This window comes from Dokdonia pacifica, from assembly GCF_900188275.1.
In the GTDB taxonomy this organism is placed as follows: domain Bacteria; phylum Bacteroidota; class Bacteroidia; order Flavobacteriales; family Flavobacteriaceae; genus Dokdonia; species Dokdonia pacifica.
Window position 1 is genome coordinate 64945 of the sequence record NZ_FZNY01000012.1, and the last position, 18601, is coordinate 83545.

The following is an 18601-nucleotide window of genomic DNA, read 5'->3' on the forward strand; positions in this document are numbered from 1 at the left end:
ACGATTATAAAAACATACGTATTGACCACTAAAACACTTCATATTACAAATGGTGACAGCCTTAACGATTGGTTATTAAAACTTCAAATTAAAGGAGATTTTGCCGTTTGGAGAGAGATGCTTTGCGAAGGAAAAACTACTTATAAAGTAGGAGATCAACATTTTAAAAATGCCCGAAAAGCATTTCTGAAGGAAGATTATGATATTGACACCTCTAGATACGATGAGATATTTGGCTCTCAACTAGAACTCATTAATAACTTTCAAGAATATGATGAGTTAGTCTTATGGTTTGAATACGATCTCTTTTGTCATATCAACATGATGGCATGCATAAGTTATTTAGTACAACGAGAGTGTAAAAAACCTATCTATCTTGTTTGTAGCGGGCGTATTTCTGGAGAAAAAGAGTTAAAAGGATTATCTGAAATTACAGAAAAGCAATTACTAGATCATTATAAAAGCAAAGTATTACTTACAGGTAATGACTTACTACTATCTGATAAAATCTGGAGATTATATTGTAGTGACGATCATTCTCAATTACAGCCTATACTAGCAAAAGATAGTAGTTTTATCTATTTATCTAACTGTATTAGTGCTCATAAAAAACGTTTCCCAGAAGAACATTCTGGATTAAATACTTTAGAATTACATATTTTAAAACTCCTTAAGAAACACCAAATTACATCCGAGCGTCAACTATGTGGATATGTTCTCAATTATCAAGGATATTATGGCTATGGAGACACGCAAATATCCAAAATGATAAAAAGATTACATTCCTACTATGAGCATAAAGAAGGGGTTTTAGTTGTCAATCAAAAAGGAGAAAATGCAATTAAAGGTGAACAAATGCCAGCACCTGGGCTACACAAGGAATGTTACTTTGGAGGCGTTTCAAAATATGCATATACCTACAATAAGGATTCACATCAAATTACAAAAGTCTAACTGTATATGACAATACCCGCATCCGAACTTATTCTAAACCCTGATGGAAGTGTCTATCATTTACACCTTCATCCAGAACAGATAGCATCTACTATTATAACTGTAGGTGATCCCGATCGTGTAGATACAGTAACTTCTCATTTTGATACGATTACACATACGGTACAACGTAGAGAGTTCAAAACAACGACAGGAACCTATAAAGGAAAAGAAATTACCGTGATTTCTACTGGAATAGGCACTGATAATATCGATATTGTTTTTAATGAACTAGATGCACTCGTAAATATTGATTTAAAAACAAGAAAAGTAAAAGACACCCATACATCGCTAGATATTATTCGTATCGGAACAAGCGGTGCAATTCAAGAAGATATTTCAATAGATGCATTTCTTTTAAGTGATATGGCTATAGGGCTTGATGCATTGCTTCATTTTTATGATAGTACCCATATTCAGCATCCAGAAATTCAAAAAGCTTTTGTAACGCATATGAATTGGTCTGCACAAAAAAGTGAACCCTATATCGTGACTTGTGATCGCGATCTTGCATCACATTTTTTATCTAATCAAGTTATCAAAGGAGTTACGGCAACTAATATTGGTTTTTATGCACCACAAGGCAGAGTCCTTCGGTTACAGACATCAGATCCTGATATGAATAAGAAATTGGGCGAATTCCGCTTTCGCGAAAGCAAAATCACAAACTTAGAAATGGAAACGGCTGGGATATATGGACTTGCTAAACTACTAGAACATAGAGCGATATCATTAAATGCTATTTTAGCAAATCGAGCTACAGGTATTTTTAGTAATCAACCAAGTGAGACCGTAAACAGTTTAATTATATATACCTTAAACCGCATCGCTACTATGTAGACAGATTTGCGTAATTTTACAATAGATTACACATATACATGAAGAACATAAAAATAGGCGGCGTTCCTGAACATTTTAATCTTCCATGGCATCTTGCCCTAGAAGAAGGATTATTTGAAAAAGCGGGTGTATCTGTAGAATGGATTGAATTTCCTGAAGGTACTGGAGCTATGAATAAAGCGCTACGCGCAAAAGAAATAGATCTTGCAGTAATTCTTACTGGTGGAGTCATTAAAGATATTGCAAATGGCAACCCCTCAAAGATTTTACAATTATATGTCTCTTCCCCTTTATTATGGGGCGTTCACGTTCCATATGATAGTCCTTTTAAAGCAATAGATGAATTACAACATGCAAAAGCTGCGATAAGTCGTTATGGGTCTGGATCGCATGTAATGGCTCATGTACAAGCAAAACAAAGAGGTTGGGATACTTCAAAACTAGAATTTGAAGTAGTAAATACATTAGAAAATGCTGTCGAAGCACTTACCAATGGAAAAGCAGATTATTTTATGTGGGAGCATTTTACAACAAAACCTATCGTAGATGCTGGTATTTTTAGAAGACTAGGTGATTTCCCAACACCTTGGAGTTGTTTTGTGATTGCAGGAAACCCTGAGGCAATTGCCACAAAAAATCAAGCTATAAAGCACGTATTAGAAGTTATAAATAATGTGACTCGTGATTTTAAAAATATCCCTTCTATAGATCGTACACTTGCACATCGTTATGAACAAAAGCTAGAAGATATTCAAAAATGGTTATCTGGTACAGTTTGGTCACAAGAACAAATTACTTCTAAAGAAATTAATGATGTTCAATCAAAATTAATAGAGTTGCAAATGATTGAAAAAGAAATAGATACATCCAATTTTTACGTTAATTTATAATAAATTATATTTTTTTTAACTTTAGACGCAACCTTTTGCAAATTTGTGCATCTATAGGGTATAATTATTAAATTGGGGCTATGAGTACTTTTTTTATTGTAATAGGCATTTTAATAGTAGTAAATTTTTTGCTACTTCAGTTTAGTTGCAATAAAGCTATAGAGACCGAGCCTGACGAAGAATAAGTTTAGATTTCTATATATAACACAATACTAAATGGCGCTGAAGCTTAATTCAAATTTTCGGCGTCATTTTTTTATGCAAAAAAATCAATTGTAAAAATAAGCGCTCGTACTTACAGTTACCAAGCTATCTCACGCTCCCCAAAAGATTGTAATAATTCATTTGTTTTACTAAAATGTTTATTCCCAAACCAATAGCCTCTATTTGCACTTAAAGGTGATGGGTGTCCAGAAGTGAGCACATGATGTTTGGAGGTATCGATCTTAGCCCCTTTCTTCTTTGCATAGCCACCCCAAAGAAGGAAAATGATATTTGTACGCTTTCGCGAAAGCGAACTTATCACAGCATCCGTGAATGTTTCCCAGCCTTTACGTTGATGCGATCCAGCTTCATGTGCACGTACCGTTAAAGTAGCATTAAGTAATAATATACCTTGTGAAGCCCAGCGTTCTAAATTACCCGTTTGAGGAAATGGAATCCCTACATCGGTTTCTATCTCTTTAAAAATATTAATAAGTGATGGAGGCATTGCAATGTGATCATTTACAGAAAAGCATAATCCGTTGGCTTGCCCTACTCCATGATAAGGGTCTTGTCCTAAAATAACAACTTTTACGTCTTCAAATGGGCAATAATTAAAAGCATTAAATATATGATTCCCTTTAGGATAACAAGTATGTGAAGTGTACTCTTCATTAACAAAAGAAGTCAACGTTTTAAAATAATCTTTATCAAATTCTTCTGTAAGTTGTTGCTTCCAACTTGGGTGTATATTTACATTCATTTATTCTGTACTTTTGTGGCGCTATAATAGCTATGAACTAAAATTTATAAAGAAAAAGAATATAGCGTAATTATTAAAATATTACTAATAATTACCACATCAAAACGATGATAAACATACATCAAAAAACACTTAAAGATCTTGAATTCCATACGGTTTGCGAACATGTCTCAGAGCGATGTGTAACAGAGCATGGGAAAGAAAAAGCATTGGCCATTGTTCCCTATACATCTTCAAAAGAAGCGCTTTTTGGATTGCATCAAACTAATGAATATGTGTCTTCCAAGTTTCATGAAACAGTGATTCCTAACCATGGATATGATCCAATAGATCGTGAAATCAAATTCCTAGATATAGAAGACAGTGTTTTAGAAAGAGGGAGTTTTAAGAAACTCTCTAGCATTTCTGAGACTGTCAATATTCATTTAAAGTTTTTCAATAAATACCAAGAAAAATACCCTACACTCCATCAAACAGTAGTAGAAACAGAGTATACCACCATTATTATAGATGCTGTCAATGCCGTTTTTGATAAGTATGGTGAGTTAAGAGATGATGCCTCTCCCCTTTTACAAACAACACGCAGAAGCATTAATCAAGTTAAAGGAAGGATTAATTCTAGTTTTGCATCGGCATTAGGGCAATATCAAGGGTATGGCTATCTAGATGATATTCGAGAGTCTGTGGTTGAAAATGTACGAGTACTAGCGGTTACTGCTATGCATAGACGTAAGGTGAAAGGTGCTATCATGGGAAGTTCTAAAACTGGAAGTATCGTGTATATACAACCAGAAGCCACCTTACAAGCACAACGAGAACTCAATAATTTGCTTTTTGAGGAAGATGAAGAAATCAAGCGTATCTTAAAAGCACTTACTAATACAGTACGTCCCTTTATTTCCTTATTTACAGAATATCAAGAACTATTAAGTACCATAGATGTCATTGCAGCCAAAGCTAAATATGCAGAAAAACTTAATGCCATTTTACCAACCATTACAAAAGACAGAGAACTCACCCTTAAAGATGCTTATCATCCGCTACTCTATTTAAGTAATACAGCAAAAGGAGAAAAAACCTTTCCGCAAGACATTCGTTTAGATGCCAATCATCGTATTATTGTGATTTCTGGACCTAATGCAGGAGGAAAAAGTATCACACTTAAAACAGTAGGTTTATTACAGATCATGCTACAAAGTGGAATGCTTGTCCCTGTACATGAATACTCTAGAATGTGTCTTTTTAATAGAATACTCACAGACATAGGTGATAATCAAAGTATAGAAAACCATTTAAGTACCTATAGTTATCGTCTTAAGAATATGAATTACTTTCTTAAGAAATGTGATAAGTATACATTATTCCTCATTGATGAATTTGGTACAGGATCAGATCCTGAGTTAGGAGGCGCCCTGGCTGAAACCTTCTTGGAAGTATTTCATGAGCGTGAAAGCTATGGAATCATTACAACCCATTATGCCAATCTTAAAATGATGGCCAATGAGACCAAGGAGATTGTTAATGCCAATATGCTTTTTGATGCCAGAACATTAGAGCCTTTATTCAAATTACACTTAGGAGAAGCAGGAAGCTCATTTACCTTTGAAGTCGCTCAGAAAAATGGTATTCCTTACTCACTTATCAATCGCTCTAAAAAGAAAGTAGAGCGTGGTAAAATACGTTTTGATAAGAGTATTGCCAATCTTCAAAAAGAACGTAGTAGACTCGCTAAAACAACTTCTACGCTTAAAGAAAAGGAACAAAAAGCGGTACAACAAGATCAAAAGTTACAAGAGATTAATGCAAAAGTACAGGCAAAATTAGAAAACTATCAAGAACTCTATGATAGCAATCAACGTCTCATTTATTTAGGTCAGAAGTTAGATACTGTGAGTGAGAAGTTTTATCGTGATAAAAAGAAACGCGAACTCGTTGCCGAACTCATGAAAATTGTTCAGATAGAAAACTCTAAACGCAAGAAACAATCGGCAAAAGCTGCAAAAGCCCAAAAACAAAAAGAAAAGCAAGTAAAGCAAGAGGTTGAAAAGAAGGTGGCTGTGATTCGAAAAAAGAAAGTAGAAGCCAAAAAAGAAGCGCCTAAAGTAGAAAAACCAAAACCTATTTTAAAAGTAGGCGATCGTGTACGCATGCATGATGGAAAAGCAGTGGGTGTGATAGACCTAATCGAAAAAGGAAAAGCAACTGTAGATTATGGCATGTTTACCACAAAAGTTTCTGTAGATCAACTGGAATTGGTACAAGCTAAAAAGAAAAAGTAATCAGTGATCATACATTTGAAGAAATGAAAGTCTTAGTAATAGTTCTATTTTTATTTATAATAACAGGTATAATCTCTTGTCAGAATTCAAAAAATAATTCTCAAGATCTTTTTGGAAAATGGAAATGTCACCATAAGGAACTTGAAGATGGCACTACAAAAAGTACAGATATATTTAGTGATGAAGAATTTGAATTTTCATGTAACAGATTAACCATTATACTTAAATCCGATTTTACAGGATCAGAATCTCTTAGTGAATCAAATTTTAAATACCACATAAATGATTCTATTCTTACATTAGGAAATCGACAATATATAATTGAAAAGTTAACCAACACTGAGCTTATCATAAGAGATTATGATTCTAAACAAATTAGTCTGTCTACTTTTAGACAAAAATTAAAAAAGGTTAAATAATGCTTTCAAGGAACGCAGAAATGCAGAAGTTTAAACTGAGCGTAGTCTAAGTACGAAAGCATATAAAGAAGCTTAACAAGATTTTAGAATAACTCTATCATACGGGTAGTATCTTTGTAGTAATAATTAATAACAAGTGAAGTTTCGGGATGAGATTCCCACCTTCGCGGGAATGAAATGGAAATACCAAAAGGCAAAAAAATAATTCTATTTGATGGTGTTTGTAACCTCTGCAACAGCTCTATCACTTTTGTCATCAAGCATGATCCAAAAGATTTGTTTCGATATGCGCCTTTACAAAGTGATTTGGGAAAATCACTGATGAGCAAACATCAAATCGATGCTGAAAAAGTAGATTCTATTATTCTTGTAGATCAGGGCAAAGCCTACACCAAATCTTCAGCAGCACTACGCATTGCACGTTCGCTTTCTGGTGGATATCCTTTACTGGCTGCTTTTTTAATCATCCCTCCTTTTCTTAGAAATTTAGTGTATGACTACATTGCACGCAATCGCTATAAATGGTATGGGAAAAAAGAATCTTGTATGATTCCTACTCCAGAATTGAAAGCGAAGTTCTTAGACTAGCCTATTCCGTATATCCCGTTTACGAACTAAAAGAGCCATTTCCCTCATTATTGGTTTTTAAAAAGATCTCATGCGCTTAGTTTTGAGATCAAATCAAGAAACCATGAAAAAAATAACACTCCTAGTTTGCATGTTTTTTATATACGCTTTCGCGAAAGCGTATAACGAATCCAAAGAATTGGTATGCATAGAAGATATCGCAATAGAAAATGCAATCTCTTCAGAAATCTCTCAAGTAACCGTGTATCTGAATGGAGCACAAGTAGAACGTACGAGTAATACATTTATAAAAGCAGGCACTACAACTTTAGTCTTTAACGATCTTTCTAATACCATAGATGAAAATAGCATCCAAGTTGCTGGGCTTGGAGAAGCTTCTGTTCTTTCTATAAACTATGGAATAGATTACCTCACCAAACAAAAAAACTCAGAAGAAGTAGAAGCACTTCAACAAAAGAGAAAAGAGATTTCATTTCGTATCAAAAAAATTAACAATCAAATTTTAGGGCTTCAAAAAGAAGAAGAAGTCATTAATTTGAATCAAAAACTAGGAAGCACTACACAAGAGATAGATTTAGAAAAAATCAAAGCATTGGCTACCTATTACAGGCAACGTGTAACAGCGATTAAAAATGAAATCTTAGATGCCGAACAAAAGAGACAAGAGCTTAACATAGAACTTCAGGATATTTTAAAGCAGTACAATGAATTGAATATTATTGAAGAAAAAAGTACGGGGAAAATTACTTTAAAAATAAATAGTGAACAACAAACTACACTTCCGCTTAAACTCACATATACTGTAGCAAATGCAGGTTGGTATCCAATTTATGATCTAAAAGCAAAAACTATAGAAGCGCCATTAGATCTTTCCTATAAAGCACATGTATATCAAAATACAGGCGCTCCATGGGATGATGTATCGCTCGTGATCTCTACAGGAGATCCTAGCACTAATAACATCAAACCCGAAGTCAACACCAAATACTTGCAGTTTGTAAATAACTATTACAGAAATACTAGTAGAAGGTTAAAAAAAGCTCATAATTACAAATATAACCCTAGTATAAAACGTGTTACTGGTGTTATTATGGAAGAAAATGGACCACTTCCAGGCGCCAGTGTATTGATAAAAGGAACCTCTATAGGAACACAAACTGATTTTGATGGACGGTATACCATTGATGTGCCAAAAGGAAAAGAACTAGTGTTTTCTTATATAGGATATCAAACCTATGAGCTTCCCATATATGCAAGTACAATGAATGTAACATTGGATGGTGATGTTAGCTTAGACGAAGTGATTGTAACAGCTCAAGGAATGAAAAAAGATGGGAAAGCACTAGGATATGCTGTAAGTGAAGTCTCTTCTGAAGATATACAACGCGCTTTATCGGGTAGAGCAACTGGTATAGCTACAAACCAAACAGCTACGGGAGACCTCAAATTAGAAGGACTTACCGCTACTCGATTTGAAATTAAAAAGAACTATTCTATTCCTTCAGATGGTGATGTAACGGTGATAGAAGTAGATACATTTGAGATTCCTGCTACTTATGAATATTTTGCTGCGCCTCTTATTAATGAAAATGTATTCTTAACTGCAAGTTTTAAAGATTGGGCGCGTTACAGTTTATTACCAGGAGAAGCCAATGTATACTTTGAAGGAAGTTTTTCAGGGAAGACATTTATTGATCCATTAGCTACTACAGAAGAACTTACCATTTCCTTAGGTGTAGATCCAAATGTTGCAGTCACCCGTGAACAAGTAGACAATTTTAAAGCTACTTCTTTTATAGGTTCGCAACGCATTGTAGACAATACCTATGAGATTAAAATTAAGAATAATAAAGCAACACCTATCCATCTAAAGCTTGTAGACAGAATTCCAAAATCACAACATAAAGAAATCAAAGTAGATGATATCGAAACTGGTGATGCCGCTTATGAGAAAGAAACGGGCATCTTAAAATGGATACTCGATATTGATTCAAATAGTAACGCCGAAAAGGAATTTTCATATGAAATACGATATCCAAAAGCAAGACGCATTAATTTATAAAACAGAGTATTATAAAGCAAAAAGGAGAAATCCTATGAGAACTTCTCCTTTTTATTTTATTAAGTACAATATATACTAGTAAGGAAGACAATAAGGGTCACCATTATAATTTGTTGTACATACGCCTGGGCAATGTGGTGGTCCGCAATCCCAGCCAATAGTGTTTGCGGTACAAACTACAACACTTATAAGTTTAATTCCTCCTTCAATGCTTTTTTGCTCAGTTTTGTTTAAGGCTGAACCTAAACTTGAAATTTTCTTTAACATGACGTCATTTTTTATGGTTAATAATAACACTAAGATAACAAAATTAACTGAATATCAGTAAGTTACGGTAAAACCGTAGTTTGATAGTAAAAGGAATGTTTTTAGAAGAAATAATTGAATTTAAATAAAGAACAATTTTTAGGTATTTATGAAAATATCATGTAAAATATTAATTATCAAACACTTACAACTTTGGCACGCTCCTTGGTTTATACTACCCAAGAAACGTACGCCGAGAGTCGGTAACGTAATAACCCTAATATTTTTATATATGAAAAAGTTAGTCGTATTAGTAGTTTTATTTCTAGGAGGAATGACTGCTCAAGCAAATGAAGTGACGAATCTCGATCACGCAAACACAACAGGGATACGTTACAATGTGCCACAATCAATCAAATTTGTACAACGTGGTGTGAAATTTACTGTTTTTCCAAATGGAGAGTTTGATTTTAGATTTTTAAATCCTCAACATCACGGAAGACGTGGCTATAATGCTCCAGGCACAACCTATAACAATCGAAGAAGAGGCTATGTTTCTTATGATTATTATGGAAATGTCACTAAAGTAGGACGTAATTACATTTATTACAACCGTAACTGTGATGTAAATCAGATTGGGAATATCACATTAAGATATAGAAATGGCAGATTGGTACGAGTAGGGAATTTAAGAATATTCTATAACCGTTATGGAGAAATTGCTCAAACAGAGGGTCATGTGATTTATAATGACCATTATGGTACCAATGATTACTACAATGATGATCCGTATAATGGAAGAAAAAGAAACCGTAAAAGCGTAGGCGCTAGAGGCGGTAAAAGATAATAGATTTTTGGTTGGTTAGTTTTGGGAAACCTCGTAAAGCATTTGTTTTACGGGGTTTTTCTATTTAAATACAGACATACTCTTAGAACTCCTAGGATAGTTCTCTCTTCCTGAAAACGATACTCAAAAGCAAACCACATCTCCCCTATACGATCTTACTGGGTACGCTTTCGCGAAAGCGTAATTATGAGATCTACAACTTAAAGGAGAGTGAAACGGTAAAGTGTAAAAGAACCATAAAAAATACAGTCTCTTCCGTTTACTACATTAGGCTTTATCTAAAAAGCATTCACAAGGAACTAACTTTTAAATTTCGAAGCAGGCCATGGAATATGTAAGTCTCGATTATCGAGTAGAAAACACAATCCACTGAAACTACGGATTATACCCTTCTGAAAACTTTAAATTCAGCCTATAAGACCCCATATTTGTAGCGAAGTATATGTAAATATTGGGGTTGTTTACATGCAAAATAGGCGCTTTCTAAAAAGCGTCTATTTTCATCTAATGATCCTTTAAAGTGTAATAAAAAGATCATCTATGTACGAATTTAAGCCAAGACCTAAAGTAGTACCGCAAGCGAAAGCTGCTAAACCGTCATCCAAAATAAAACCAGATCCTGAAATAGAAAAGGAAAAAAAGGAAAGTACCGTACAATCTGATATTCAAACACCAGAAAAAACAGACGGGATGAATAGTGTTGGAAATTCAGAGACTACAAATACGGCAACTGGGCTTCAAGATACTACAACTAGCTCTGAAACTGGCGGAGATGCGTTTCAACAACTCATTGCAAAAGATCCCATTACACAACTCCTAGAAAATGATCCTATTACACAACTCTTGGATAATGATCCGTTTATCCAATTGGTAAATAAAACCAATGCTCCTACACGTAAAATAGCTGAAGAAACAAAAGACAAGAGTGAAGCTACTACTGTAGAAGAAGATGCATCTGATAAAGCTGCTATCAAAGCTATAAAGGAGAGAGAAGCTGTTCAAGACAAACCAAAAATAAAGATTGAGAATTCGTCTCCTGAAGCAGCCATAGGAAGTGTAACAAAGCTTCCTCCTTTACAGATGTTTGATGCTATGAATGAAGCAAGTACTGCAGCTACACAAGCACAACAAAATCAGCTAAATAAGGTACAAGAAGGAATGGAGGAAATCACCATTCCAACAGGTATAGATGCCGCATCTGAAGCCAAACAACCAACACCAAAAGTAGTTGCCAAAGGGAAAACACCAACGATTAAAACCCCAACAACAGCAAAGAAAGTTGCCTCTGATAAAGCAACAAAAAGCCTTGACAAGGAAACCAAAAAAGCACCTATTGGAAAAGTAACAACAAAAAGAGGTGCGTTTATAAAAGACATACAAAAGTCCCGAGAAAACCTTGGTAATGTTCAGACAGCTGCACAATCAGATCTTGGTGCACAACCTGCTGCAAATTTTGATGAAGCGTCAAATCCAGCACAAATCCAAGCAAATAATGCTAAAGCACAGCAAAGTGTAGGGAATGAATTAGGAAACGCGCAAAAAGCCACAACACAAGACTTTGGAGAAAGTGGTATGTTCCCTAAAAAAGCCAGTAAGAAAGCGAAGATTGCGATTAAAACTGAGCTTACGGAACAACGTGAAAGCTTACTTTCAAAAGAAACAGACATGCCAAGTTTTAATGATGCAGAAACCGCAAGTCTAAACCAAGAATTACAAGCGCGTTATCAAAGTGAGATTGATACTGCTGAACAAGACATGCAGGTTGCTGGTGCAGATAAAGACCAAAACATTACTAAAGAAAAAGATAAGCATCATCAAGATATGATGGCTGCTACCGAAGAAGCCAAAGCAACGCAACGTTTAGAACGTAGTAAAGGACAACAAGAAGTTGTCAACCAAAAAGAAAACTGGCAAGCCGAAAACCAGAAAATAAAAGAAGATGCTTCGATGCAACTTGCGAAAGAGCAAACGAAGAATGAGGCAAGTATTACTAAAAAGCAAGCTGAAGGAAATAAACAAATTGCTGATACGTATGCAAAAGCCGATAAAGATATTGCGGCTAAAACCAAAAAAGCTGATGAAGAAGTAGCTCAGCAAGAGAAAGAAGGAGTAGAAAAAGAAGAAAAAGGATGGTTTGATAGTGCAATCGATTGGATAGGTGATCAATTTGATAAAATCAAAAAAGCAGTCAATGTTATTTTTGATAAGTTACGAGCTGCCGTTAAAAGTCTTGTCAATTGGGCAAAAGAGAAAGCTTCTGGCATTATCAATGCCGTACGAGACTTTGCGATCAAAGCTGTTAAAGCGTTTGGAGAGATTGCAAAATCTGTAGTAAGCGCAGCCCTCTTTATGTTCCCAGAAGCTGCTAAAAAATTCAATGCTTTTATTGATAAAGCAGTAGCCCAAACGATAGAGGTCATCAATAAGGTAGCTGAAGCGCTGGAAAAAACAGTGCACGCGTTATTAGACGTTATAGGAAAAGTAATAGATATGATTCTAGTACTTTACCAAAAAGCCATTAATCTAGCCTTAGATGTATTGGAGGCTCTTACCGTAGGTGTATTAATCATCATTAGATTCTTGGCTAATTTAGGAATTGGAGCGAGCTACTCAGCCTTAGAGTTTTTAGGTGCCTTAGGAGAAGAGGCGTTAGGAGGTAATCCTGGAGAACCACTACAAGACACAGAGGTCTCTACTAAAAATGAGAGCAAATGGTCTGAGGCCATGGGCTTACCAGAAGGAAGAATAACCTTTGATGGAAAAAGAAATGGCATCTCGGCAGAAGGTGCATCAATACCAGATGTGTTAACAAAAAGTGTCCTCGCAGACGAAGATGTTTCTGTTACTCCAAATCCGCTTGTAGAAATGGACCCATCTTTAGCGTTACAGCAGTATGAAAGCATGAAAGATGGTGAAGTATTTGGCTTAGGAGGATCTGCAAGTCCCATAACAAGAGAACAAATTCAAGAACAAGCCGCTGGACAAGAAGGATTTGCTAGTGGTTTTGATCAAGAGACTACAGGTGCAGAAAGTGCCACAGGAGAAGGTGCTGACTTTTACAACATGAGTGATGAAAGTAAATTGACCTATTATAATGATCAAATGCTTCAAGAATCTGAAGCTGCAGGGAGTAAAGAACCTAATGGTGCAGAACCTAAAAGTCAACCCGTAAATGATACAAGCAGAGCCGCATTGATCGCAAAAACTGGACGTTTAAGTATAGGCAGAAGAATAGAATATTTTGGACAACAAATGCTCACAGGAGTTCAGGTATTATGGGCTAAGTATAAAGCCTATATCATTGGAGGACTAATCGCTGCATTAATAATTGCTGGTGTCGCTGCATTCTTTACAGGTGGTGCCGCTGTACTAGCCGCTGTACAACTTATTATGAATGCATTGATCTTAATTTTTGGAGCGATCGCGATATACCGCGCTAGTGGAAAAATAAAAGAGTATGTACAACTAGCATGGAACAACAATCCTAAAGATGCAGGAAAAGCACTGGCCTCTGCCTTTGCCATTATCGTTGTAGAATTTTTAATAGACCGTATTTTATTAGGGATGGGTAAAGTGCTCAAAACAACTATTAAAGCCGTTAAAGCGACAAAGGTTGGTAAGTTTGTAGTCAAGAACACCAAAGGCATTCGTAAAGTAACGAAAGGAGCTATTAAAGGAACTAAAAAAGGAATAACAACAATAGGAAGCAGAATAAAAGGAAACAAATTAGTATTAAATTTTAACAAGAAAGTAGGCACAGGAATTAAAAAGTTTAATACATTTAGAAACAGAGTTCTGGATAAGCTTGGGTTTGAAAAAATGTGGTTTGAAAAACATGGTAGATACCTTGAAATGTGGGCTAGTTTTAATCCAAAACTCTTAATCATGCGTACAGATCCTAATACTGGAGAAGAAGTTGTGAAGGCGGAAGATCTAACGGATGATATCATTAAGAGAATACAACAAAATAAAAAGACGAGAGGTGTTAATGACAAAAAGCTTATAGGAGAAAAAATAGATGATGGTGTAATTGTGTCTGATCGTTATGCAAAAAAGCATCTTGCAGGAGATTCTAAACATTCACTAGATGATTTAAAAAAATTAGACGAAAACGATATTCGCAAATTATCTGGTAATGCAAGTAACACAACATTATTACGTAAGGGAATTGATACACCACAACCTAAAAATTTCCAAGCGCATCATGTTGTTCCTAGAGAATTACAAAAAACATATCAGAAGTTTTTTGATGATATTGGGTTTGATATAGAAAATGGTGCTGTAAATGGTATTATGATGCCTCCTAATAAAGAGGTATTAAAAACTGCTAAACAAGCGGAAGATATAGGTAAAATGTTTGATGATTATGCCTTTCACCAAGGAAGTCATGGAGATTATACTAGAAGAATAAACAACGAAATAGAAGAAATTAAAAAGTTTTACGACCAGAATATGTTCACTAAAACTGAAGCCATGGATGAATTAGTAGATTTAACTGATCGAGTAAAAAATGCCATAAAGAATGGAAATAATCAAAGAATAAATGATTTAATATTTTAAACCAATGAATATCTATAGAATTACCCAATACACTGGAGAAAAGTTTTCCTATATGGATTTTGAAACTGGTCTAGATTCTGATTTTGTCAATGAGCTAACAAATGGAAAACTTATGTCTTTTGATAATAATACTCCAACGTTTAAATTAAAAAACAAAACAAAAGAACTACCAGATGTCATAGGAACTAGTTTATCACATTTTTTTATAAATGACAAAGTTAAAGCAATATTAAAAAAAGAAATAACCGAACAAGAAATTAATTTTCTACCTGTAAAACTTGATATACATACGTTTTGGTTGGTAAATATTGTTGGTTTATTAGACTGTTTCGATTATAAGAATTCGGAATACACAACATTTAAAAACGGTTTGCCACGTAAAATATTTGATATTAAATTTATAGAAAATAATATTCCAGAAATAGCTATATTTAGAATAAAAGAAAGTCCAATTAAACTTTTTATCACAGAAAAACTTAAAAACATACTTGAAGAAGCTGGAGTCACAGGAGTAAAGTACAGTGATAATATGGATTTAACAATGGGAATTTAATTCATTGAAAACTATATAAACAATAAAAAATGAGCTTAATTTAATAGTTAGGCTCATTTTTTTATAAAATGTTTTCTCTTAACTAAAAATTAAATTATTTAGATAAAATGTAGAAATCCCTATAGGAAACAAATTTGATGATTATGCATTCCACCAAGGAAGTCATCCAAAATATACAGAAATCATAAAAGACAAAATGGATGATATATATGATTTTTATAGAAAAGGAGAATTAGACAAAATAGATGCTTATAATGAAGTTTTAGAGATTACTAACAATGCAAAAGTAGCTATTGCAAATGGTAATGGTATACCAATAAACAGTATAAAGTTTTAAATTATGAAAATATTCAGGTTCGATTACACAATAGATGAAGATAAAAACTATACATATATTGATCCTAAAATTGAATTTTTATCACTTGAAGAAGAGATGCTATTGAGAAATGGAGAAAAGCTCACTTTAAATGAAAAAAGAAAAATTCCAGTAAAGAATAAGAAAAAAAAAATACCAGACATATTAAAATCTGGAGAAGTTCTTGTTAACGAAAAAGTAAAAAAACTATTAGAAGAACAAACAACTGCTATAATTAATTATATTCCTCTGAAAGTTGACAAATATGACTATTGGTTACTTAATATTATAAATCATCTAGATTGTTTTGATTATGAAAATTCAGAATTTACTACACTTAAAAGTGGTAAGCCATTTAAAATAACAAATCTTAAATTAATTACTCAAAACATACCAGAGATTGCTATTTTTAGACTTAAAGAAAAATCATCAACACTTTTTGTTACTGATAAGCTTAAAACTATTTTAGAAGAAGCCAATGTAACTGGTATTCGTTTTAATGAAGATATGAACTTGACTATTGGATTTTAATAAAAAAAATAATTACAAATAAAGCGAGTTTGACTTAATCGTTAGACTCGTTTTATTTTTATAGATTTTTTTCACCTAACTAATAATTAAATTATTTAGGTAAAATGTAGACATTCTTATAGGTAAAATGTTTGATGATTATGCCTTTCACCAAGGGAGTCATGGAGATTATACTAGAAGAATAAACAACGAAATAGAAGAAATTAAAAAGTTTTACGACCAGAATATGTTCACTAAAACTGAAGCCATGGATGAATTAGTAGATTTAACTGATCGAGTAAAAAATGCCATAAAGAATGGAAATAATCAAAGAATAAATGATTTAATATTTTAAAGTATGAGTATATACAGAATTAAGTCTTATTCAGGTGATAATTTTTGTTACGTGGATTCTAATACTGGTTTAGATATAGATTTTATTGACGATTTAACAGAAGGGAATCTAATGTTTTTTGACGATAATAGAATTCCATCTATAAATTTAAAGCGCAAAACAAAAATATTACCAGATATATTGGGTACTGGTTCTGCAGAGTTTTTTGTAAATGATAAAGTGAAAGAAATATTAGAACTTAACATAACTGAGCAAAAAATAAATTTTTCACCCATAAGAATTGATAAATATAATTATTGGTTACTTAATATCATTGGATTATTAGATTGTTTTGATAATGAGAAGTCTGGATATACTACTTTTGAAAATGGAAATATTGATGATGTGCATAACCTAAAATTTAAAAAAGAAAAAATTCCTGAGATTAGTATTTTTAGAATAAAAGAGAATACTGTTAGACTTTTTATCACAGAAAAACTTAAAAACATATTTGAAGAAGCTGGAGTCACGGGAGTAAAGTACAGTGATAATATGGATTTAACAATGGGAATTTAATTCATTGAAAACTATATAAACAATAAAAAATGAGCTTAATTTAATAGTTAGGCTCATTTTTTATGCATCTTTTTTACATAACTAATAATTAAATTATTTACTTCTTTCTCAATACCCCATCTATCGCTCCCGTAACATCCTCAGAAACTTTCAAAAAGTAAATAGCCAATAGGTACCCAATACCTAATAGTACAGACTTTACGACTATATTAATAAAAGGATGAAAGGAGAAATCCCAGAAATAAAAACCACAAAAGAAGGCAATTAATAATAGTAGTGTCTTAAGAGAGCCTTTCGTAAACGGTTGCATCTCAAACTTCTTATGAACGATATATATCTTACATAGCGTATAAAGCACCGAAGCTACAAACGTAGCAATCGCAGCACCATTAATTCCGTATATGGGTATAAAAATAGTATTAAGTACAATGGCAATTACCACTAACACCACCCCTAATACCAAAATGATTCTGTAATAATCACTATTGTATAAAATCGCATTATTAATGCCCAAACAATTATCTAATAATTTTGCAGCACCTATAAACAATACCACATAGAGTCCGCTTCTATAACTAGCGGTCACCATATCATATAAACTAGCCAAATTACACGTAATCAATAGAAACAATAAGGAAGCAATCACAAATAAGGTAAGCGAACTCTTATGATAGAGTTTACGCATATCGTCGTATCGTTTTTCATTAAGCATCTGCGCTACCATAGGATACGTAATTTGGTGCATTGCTCTGGCAGGAACAGCTATTACAGTGGCAATATAGATGGCTACACCGTAAAACGCCACATTCTCTATATTTTCATACAAGCCTAACATAAACTTATCTAAATCCAGTAATAAACTCGCTACAGAACCCGCAATAATAATAAGTATGGTGTATTTTATAATAGAAATAAACCCTTGAGGTCGCTTTGAAGGATTACTAATACTTCGTATAGTATGCCTAATATACTTTGGTCTTTTAAGGCTAAACGCATATAAGCTCATTACCAGCATACGAGAGACATAAACCCCGACAAGAAGTAATAAAAAAGTATGTATGGTTATGTTATCAAAAGCTAAAAGCACTAAGAGTATCGTAATTCCTAACCGATGGAATACTTCTTTCATAAAGTTCCCAAAAATGGTCTTAAACTGCACTTTTGACCAAGCAAAAAAGGCTTCAAAATAAGCCGAAGAAACTGCTATGATAAAGATATACCATACATAATCATAGACAATGGCATTCTTAGTAGCCAAAAAAGACGCTATCTGTTCATAAAAAAAGAAACAAATAAAAGTTCCTGGAATTGCAACTACTAGCGGCAATAAAAGCATCCAATTTAAAAAAACACTTTGTTCTTTATCTTGATAAGCAGAGTAAAATTTCACTAAGGTATTCTGAACTCCAAACGCCATAAAAGGCATCAAGATCATAGCTGTAGACACAATAAAGCTCACCAAACCATAATAGGTTTCTGACATGAAATTGATATACAAATACAACGTATTAAGCGCACCTATTGCAAACCCTAAATAGGTTGTGAGTAGATTATTAAAAGATTGCTTAATGACAATACCCAT

General features: G+C 33.6%; 16 protein-coding genes. 14 read left to right on the top strand and 2 right to left on the bottom strand.

Going from position 1 to position 18601, the window contains the following annotated elements; genetic code table 11:
- Positions 1-21: 21 nt before the first annotated feature.
- The 3 genes from CHB80_RS23170 to CHB80_RS23180 are packed head-to-tail and all read left to right on the top strand — an operon-like array spanning position 22 to position 2723.
- The gene (locus CHB80_RS23170) at positions 22-954 is read left to right on the top strand and encodes a DUF1835 domain-containing protein (protein WP_089373908.1); all 933 of its coding nucleotides are present in this window, start codon (positions 22-24) and stop codon (positions 952-954) included.
- Positions 955-960: 6 nt separating this feature from the next.
- On the top strand, positions 961-1833 hold the full coding sequence (locus CHB80_RS23175) for a nucleoside phosphorylase (RefSeq protein WP_089373909.1): 873 nt from the start codon (positions 961-963) through the stop codon (positions 1831-1833).
- Between the two features lie 38 nt (positions 1834-1871).
- Positions 1872-2723: a substrate-binding domain-containing protein gene (locus tag CHB80_RS23180; protein ID WP_089373910.1), complete on the top strand. Its 852-nt coding sequence runs from the start codon at positions 1872-1874 to the stop codon at positions 2721-2723.
- A 301-nt stretch (positions 2724-3024) separates the two neighbouring features.
- Here CHB80_RS23180 and CHB80_RS23185 read toward each other — a convergent pair whose 3' ends face one another.
- Positions 3025-3690 carry a uracil-DNA glycosylase gene (locus CHB80_RS23185; RefSeq protein WP_089373911.1) on the bottom strand — a complete coding sequence of 222 codons (666 nt, stop codon included), beginning with the start codon at positions 3688-3690 and terminating at the stop codon, positions 3025-3027.
- 107 nt (positions 3691-3797) lie between these two features.
- On the opposite strand from CHB80_RS23185, the gene CHB80_RS23190 reads away from it, so the two are divergent.
- The 11 genes from CHB80_RS23190 (at position 3798) to CHB80_RS23240 (ending at position 17019) form a co-directional block, all read left to right on the top strand.
- The gene (locus CHB80_RS23190) at positions 3798-5969 is read left to right on the top strand and encodes an endonuclease MutS2 (RefSeq protein ID WP_089373912.1); all 2172 of its coding nucleotides are present in this window, start codon (positions 3798-3800) and stop codon (positions 5967-5969) included.
- Positions 5970-5992: 23 nt separating this feature from the next.
- Positions 5993-6388 carry a hypothetical protein gene (locus CHB80_RS23195; protein WP_089373913.1) on the top strand — a complete coding sequence of 132 codons (396 nt, stop codon included), beginning with the start codon at positions 5993-5995 and terminating at the stop codon, positions 6386-6388.
- Positions 6389-6565: 177 nt separating this feature from the next.
- Positions 6566-6976, top strand: a complete 411-nt coding sequence (locus CHB80_RS23200) for a thiol-disulfide oxidoreductase DCC family protein (protein WP_089373914.1) — start codon at positions 6566-6568, stop codon at positions 6974-6976.
- 103 nt (positions 6977-7079) lie between these two features.
- Entirely contained in the window at positions 7080-9038 is a 1959-nt protein-coding gene (locus tag CHB80_RS23205; RefSeq protein WP_179218257.1) for a mucoidy inhibitor MuiA family protein, read from the top strand.
- 538 nt (positions 9039-9576) lie between these two features.
- Positions 9577-10131: a hypothetical protein gene (locus CHB80_RS23215; protein WP_089373917.1), complete on the top strand. Its 555-nt coding sequence runs from the start codon at positions 9577-9579 to the stop codon at positions 10129-10131.
- 540 nt (positions 10132-10671) lie between these two features.
- Positions 10672-14691 (top strand): AHH domain-containing protein, encoded by a 4020-nt coding sequence (locus CHB80_RS23220; protein ID WP_089373918.1) that lies wholly within the window; start codon positions 10672-10674, stop codon positions 14689-14691.
- A gap of 52 nt (positions 14692-14743) precedes the next feature.
- The gene (locus tag CHB80_RS23225) at positions 14744-15244 is read left to right on the top strand and encodes an imm11 family protein (RefSeq protein ID WP_143337235.1); all 501 of its coding nucleotides are present in this window, start codon (positions 14744-14746) and stop codon (positions 15242-15244) included.
- A gap of 196 nt (positions 15245-15440) precedes the next feature.
- Positions 15441-15581 carry a hypothetical protein gene (locus CHB80_RS24810; RefSeq protein WP_179218258.1) on the top strand — a complete coding sequence of 47 codons (141 nt, stop codon included), beginning with the start codon at positions 15441-15443 and terminating at the stop codon, positions 15579-15581.
- 3 nt (positions 15582-15584) lie between these two features.
- The gene (locus CHB80_RS23230; protein ID WP_089373920.1) at positions 15585-16130 is read left to right on the top strand and encodes an imm11 family protein; all 546 of its coding nucleotides are present in this window, start codon (positions 15585-15587) and stop codon (positions 16128-16130) included.
- Between the two features lie 127 nt (positions 16131-16257).
- The gene (locus tag CHB80_RS23235) at positions 16258-16464 is read left to right on the top strand and encodes an AHH domain-containing protein (RefSeq protein ID WP_089373921.1); all 207 of its coding nucleotides are present in this window, start codon (positions 16258-16260) and stop codon (positions 16462-16464) included.
- Between the two features lie 51 nt (positions 16465-16515).
- Positions 16516-17019, top strand: a complete 504-nt coding sequence (locus CHB80_RS23240) for an imm11 family protein (RefSeq protein ID WP_143337236.1) — start codon at positions 16516-16518, stop codon at positions 17017-17019.
- A gap of 97 nt (positions 17020-17116) precedes the next feature.
- Here the strand turns inward: CHB80_RS23240 and CHB80_RS23245 are convergent, their stop codons facing one another.
- Complete coding sequence (locus CHB80_RS23245; RefSeq protein WP_089373923.1) at positions 17117-18601, bottom strand: oligosaccharide flippase family protein; 1485 nt, start codon at positions 18599-18601, stop codon at positions 17117-17119.

What these genes read in the sequence shown, in the direction of transcription:
- CHB80_RS23175 (WP_089373909.1), top strand. Translation starts at nt 961, where the DNA reads ATGACAATACCCGCATCCGAACTTATTCTAAACCCTGATGGAAGTGTC.
- CHB80_RS23180 (WP_089373910.1), top strand. Translation starts at nt 1,872, where the DNA reads ATGAAGAACATAAAAATAGGCGGCGTTCCTGAACATTTTAATCTTCCA.
- CHB80_RS23185 (WP_089373911.1), bottom strand. Translation starts at nt 3,690, where the DNA reads ATGAATGTAAATATACACCCAAGTTGGAAGCAACAACTTACAGAAGAA.
- CHB80_RS23190 (WP_089373912.1), top strand. Translation starts at nt 3,798, where the DNA reads ATGATAAACATACATCAAAAAACACTTAAAGATCTTGAATTCCATACG.
- CHB80_RS23195 (WP_089373913.1), top strand. Translation starts at nt 5,993, where the DNA reads ATGAAAGTCTTAGTAATAGTTCTATTTTTATTTATAATAACAGGTATA.
- CHB80_RS23200 (WP_089373914.1), top strand. Translation starts at nt 6,566, where the DNA reads ATGGAAATACCAAAAGGCAAAAAAATAATTCTATTTGATGGTGTTTGT.
- CHB80_RS23205 (WP_179218257.1), top strand. Translation starts at nt 7,080, where the DNA reads ATGAAAAAAATAACACTCCTAGTTTGCATGTTTTTTATATACGCTTTC.
- CHB80_RS23215 (WP_089373917.1), top strand. Translation starts at nt 9,577, where the DNA reads ATGAAAAAGTTAGTCGTATTAGTAGTTTTATTTCTAGGAGGAATGACT.
- CHB80_RS23220 (WP_089373918.1), top strand. Translation starts at nt 10,672, where the DNA reads ATGTACGAATTTAAGCCAAGACCTAAAGTAGTACCGCAAGCGAAAGCT.
- CHB80_RS23225 (WP_143337235.1), top strand. Translation starts at nt 14,744, where the DNA reads ATGGATTTTGAAACTGGTCTAGATTCTGATTTTGTCAATGAGCTAACA.
- CHB80_RS24810 (WP_179218258.1), top strand. Translation starts at nt 15,441, where the DNA reads ATGGATGATATATATGATTTTTATAGAAAAGGAGAATTAGACAAAATA.
- CHB80_RS23230 (WP_089373920.1), top strand. Translation starts at nt 15,585, where the DNA reads ATGAAAATATTCAGGTTCGATTACACAATAGATGAAGATAAAAACTAT.
- CHB80_RS23235 (WP_089373921.1), top strand. Translation starts at nt 16,258, where the DNA reads ATGTTTGATGATTATGCCTTTCACCAAGGGAGTCATGGAGATTATACT.
- CHB80_RS23245 (WP_089373923.1), bottom strand. Translation starts at nt 18,601, where the DNA reads ATGGGTATTGTCATTAAGCAATCTTTTAATAATCTACTCACAACCTAT.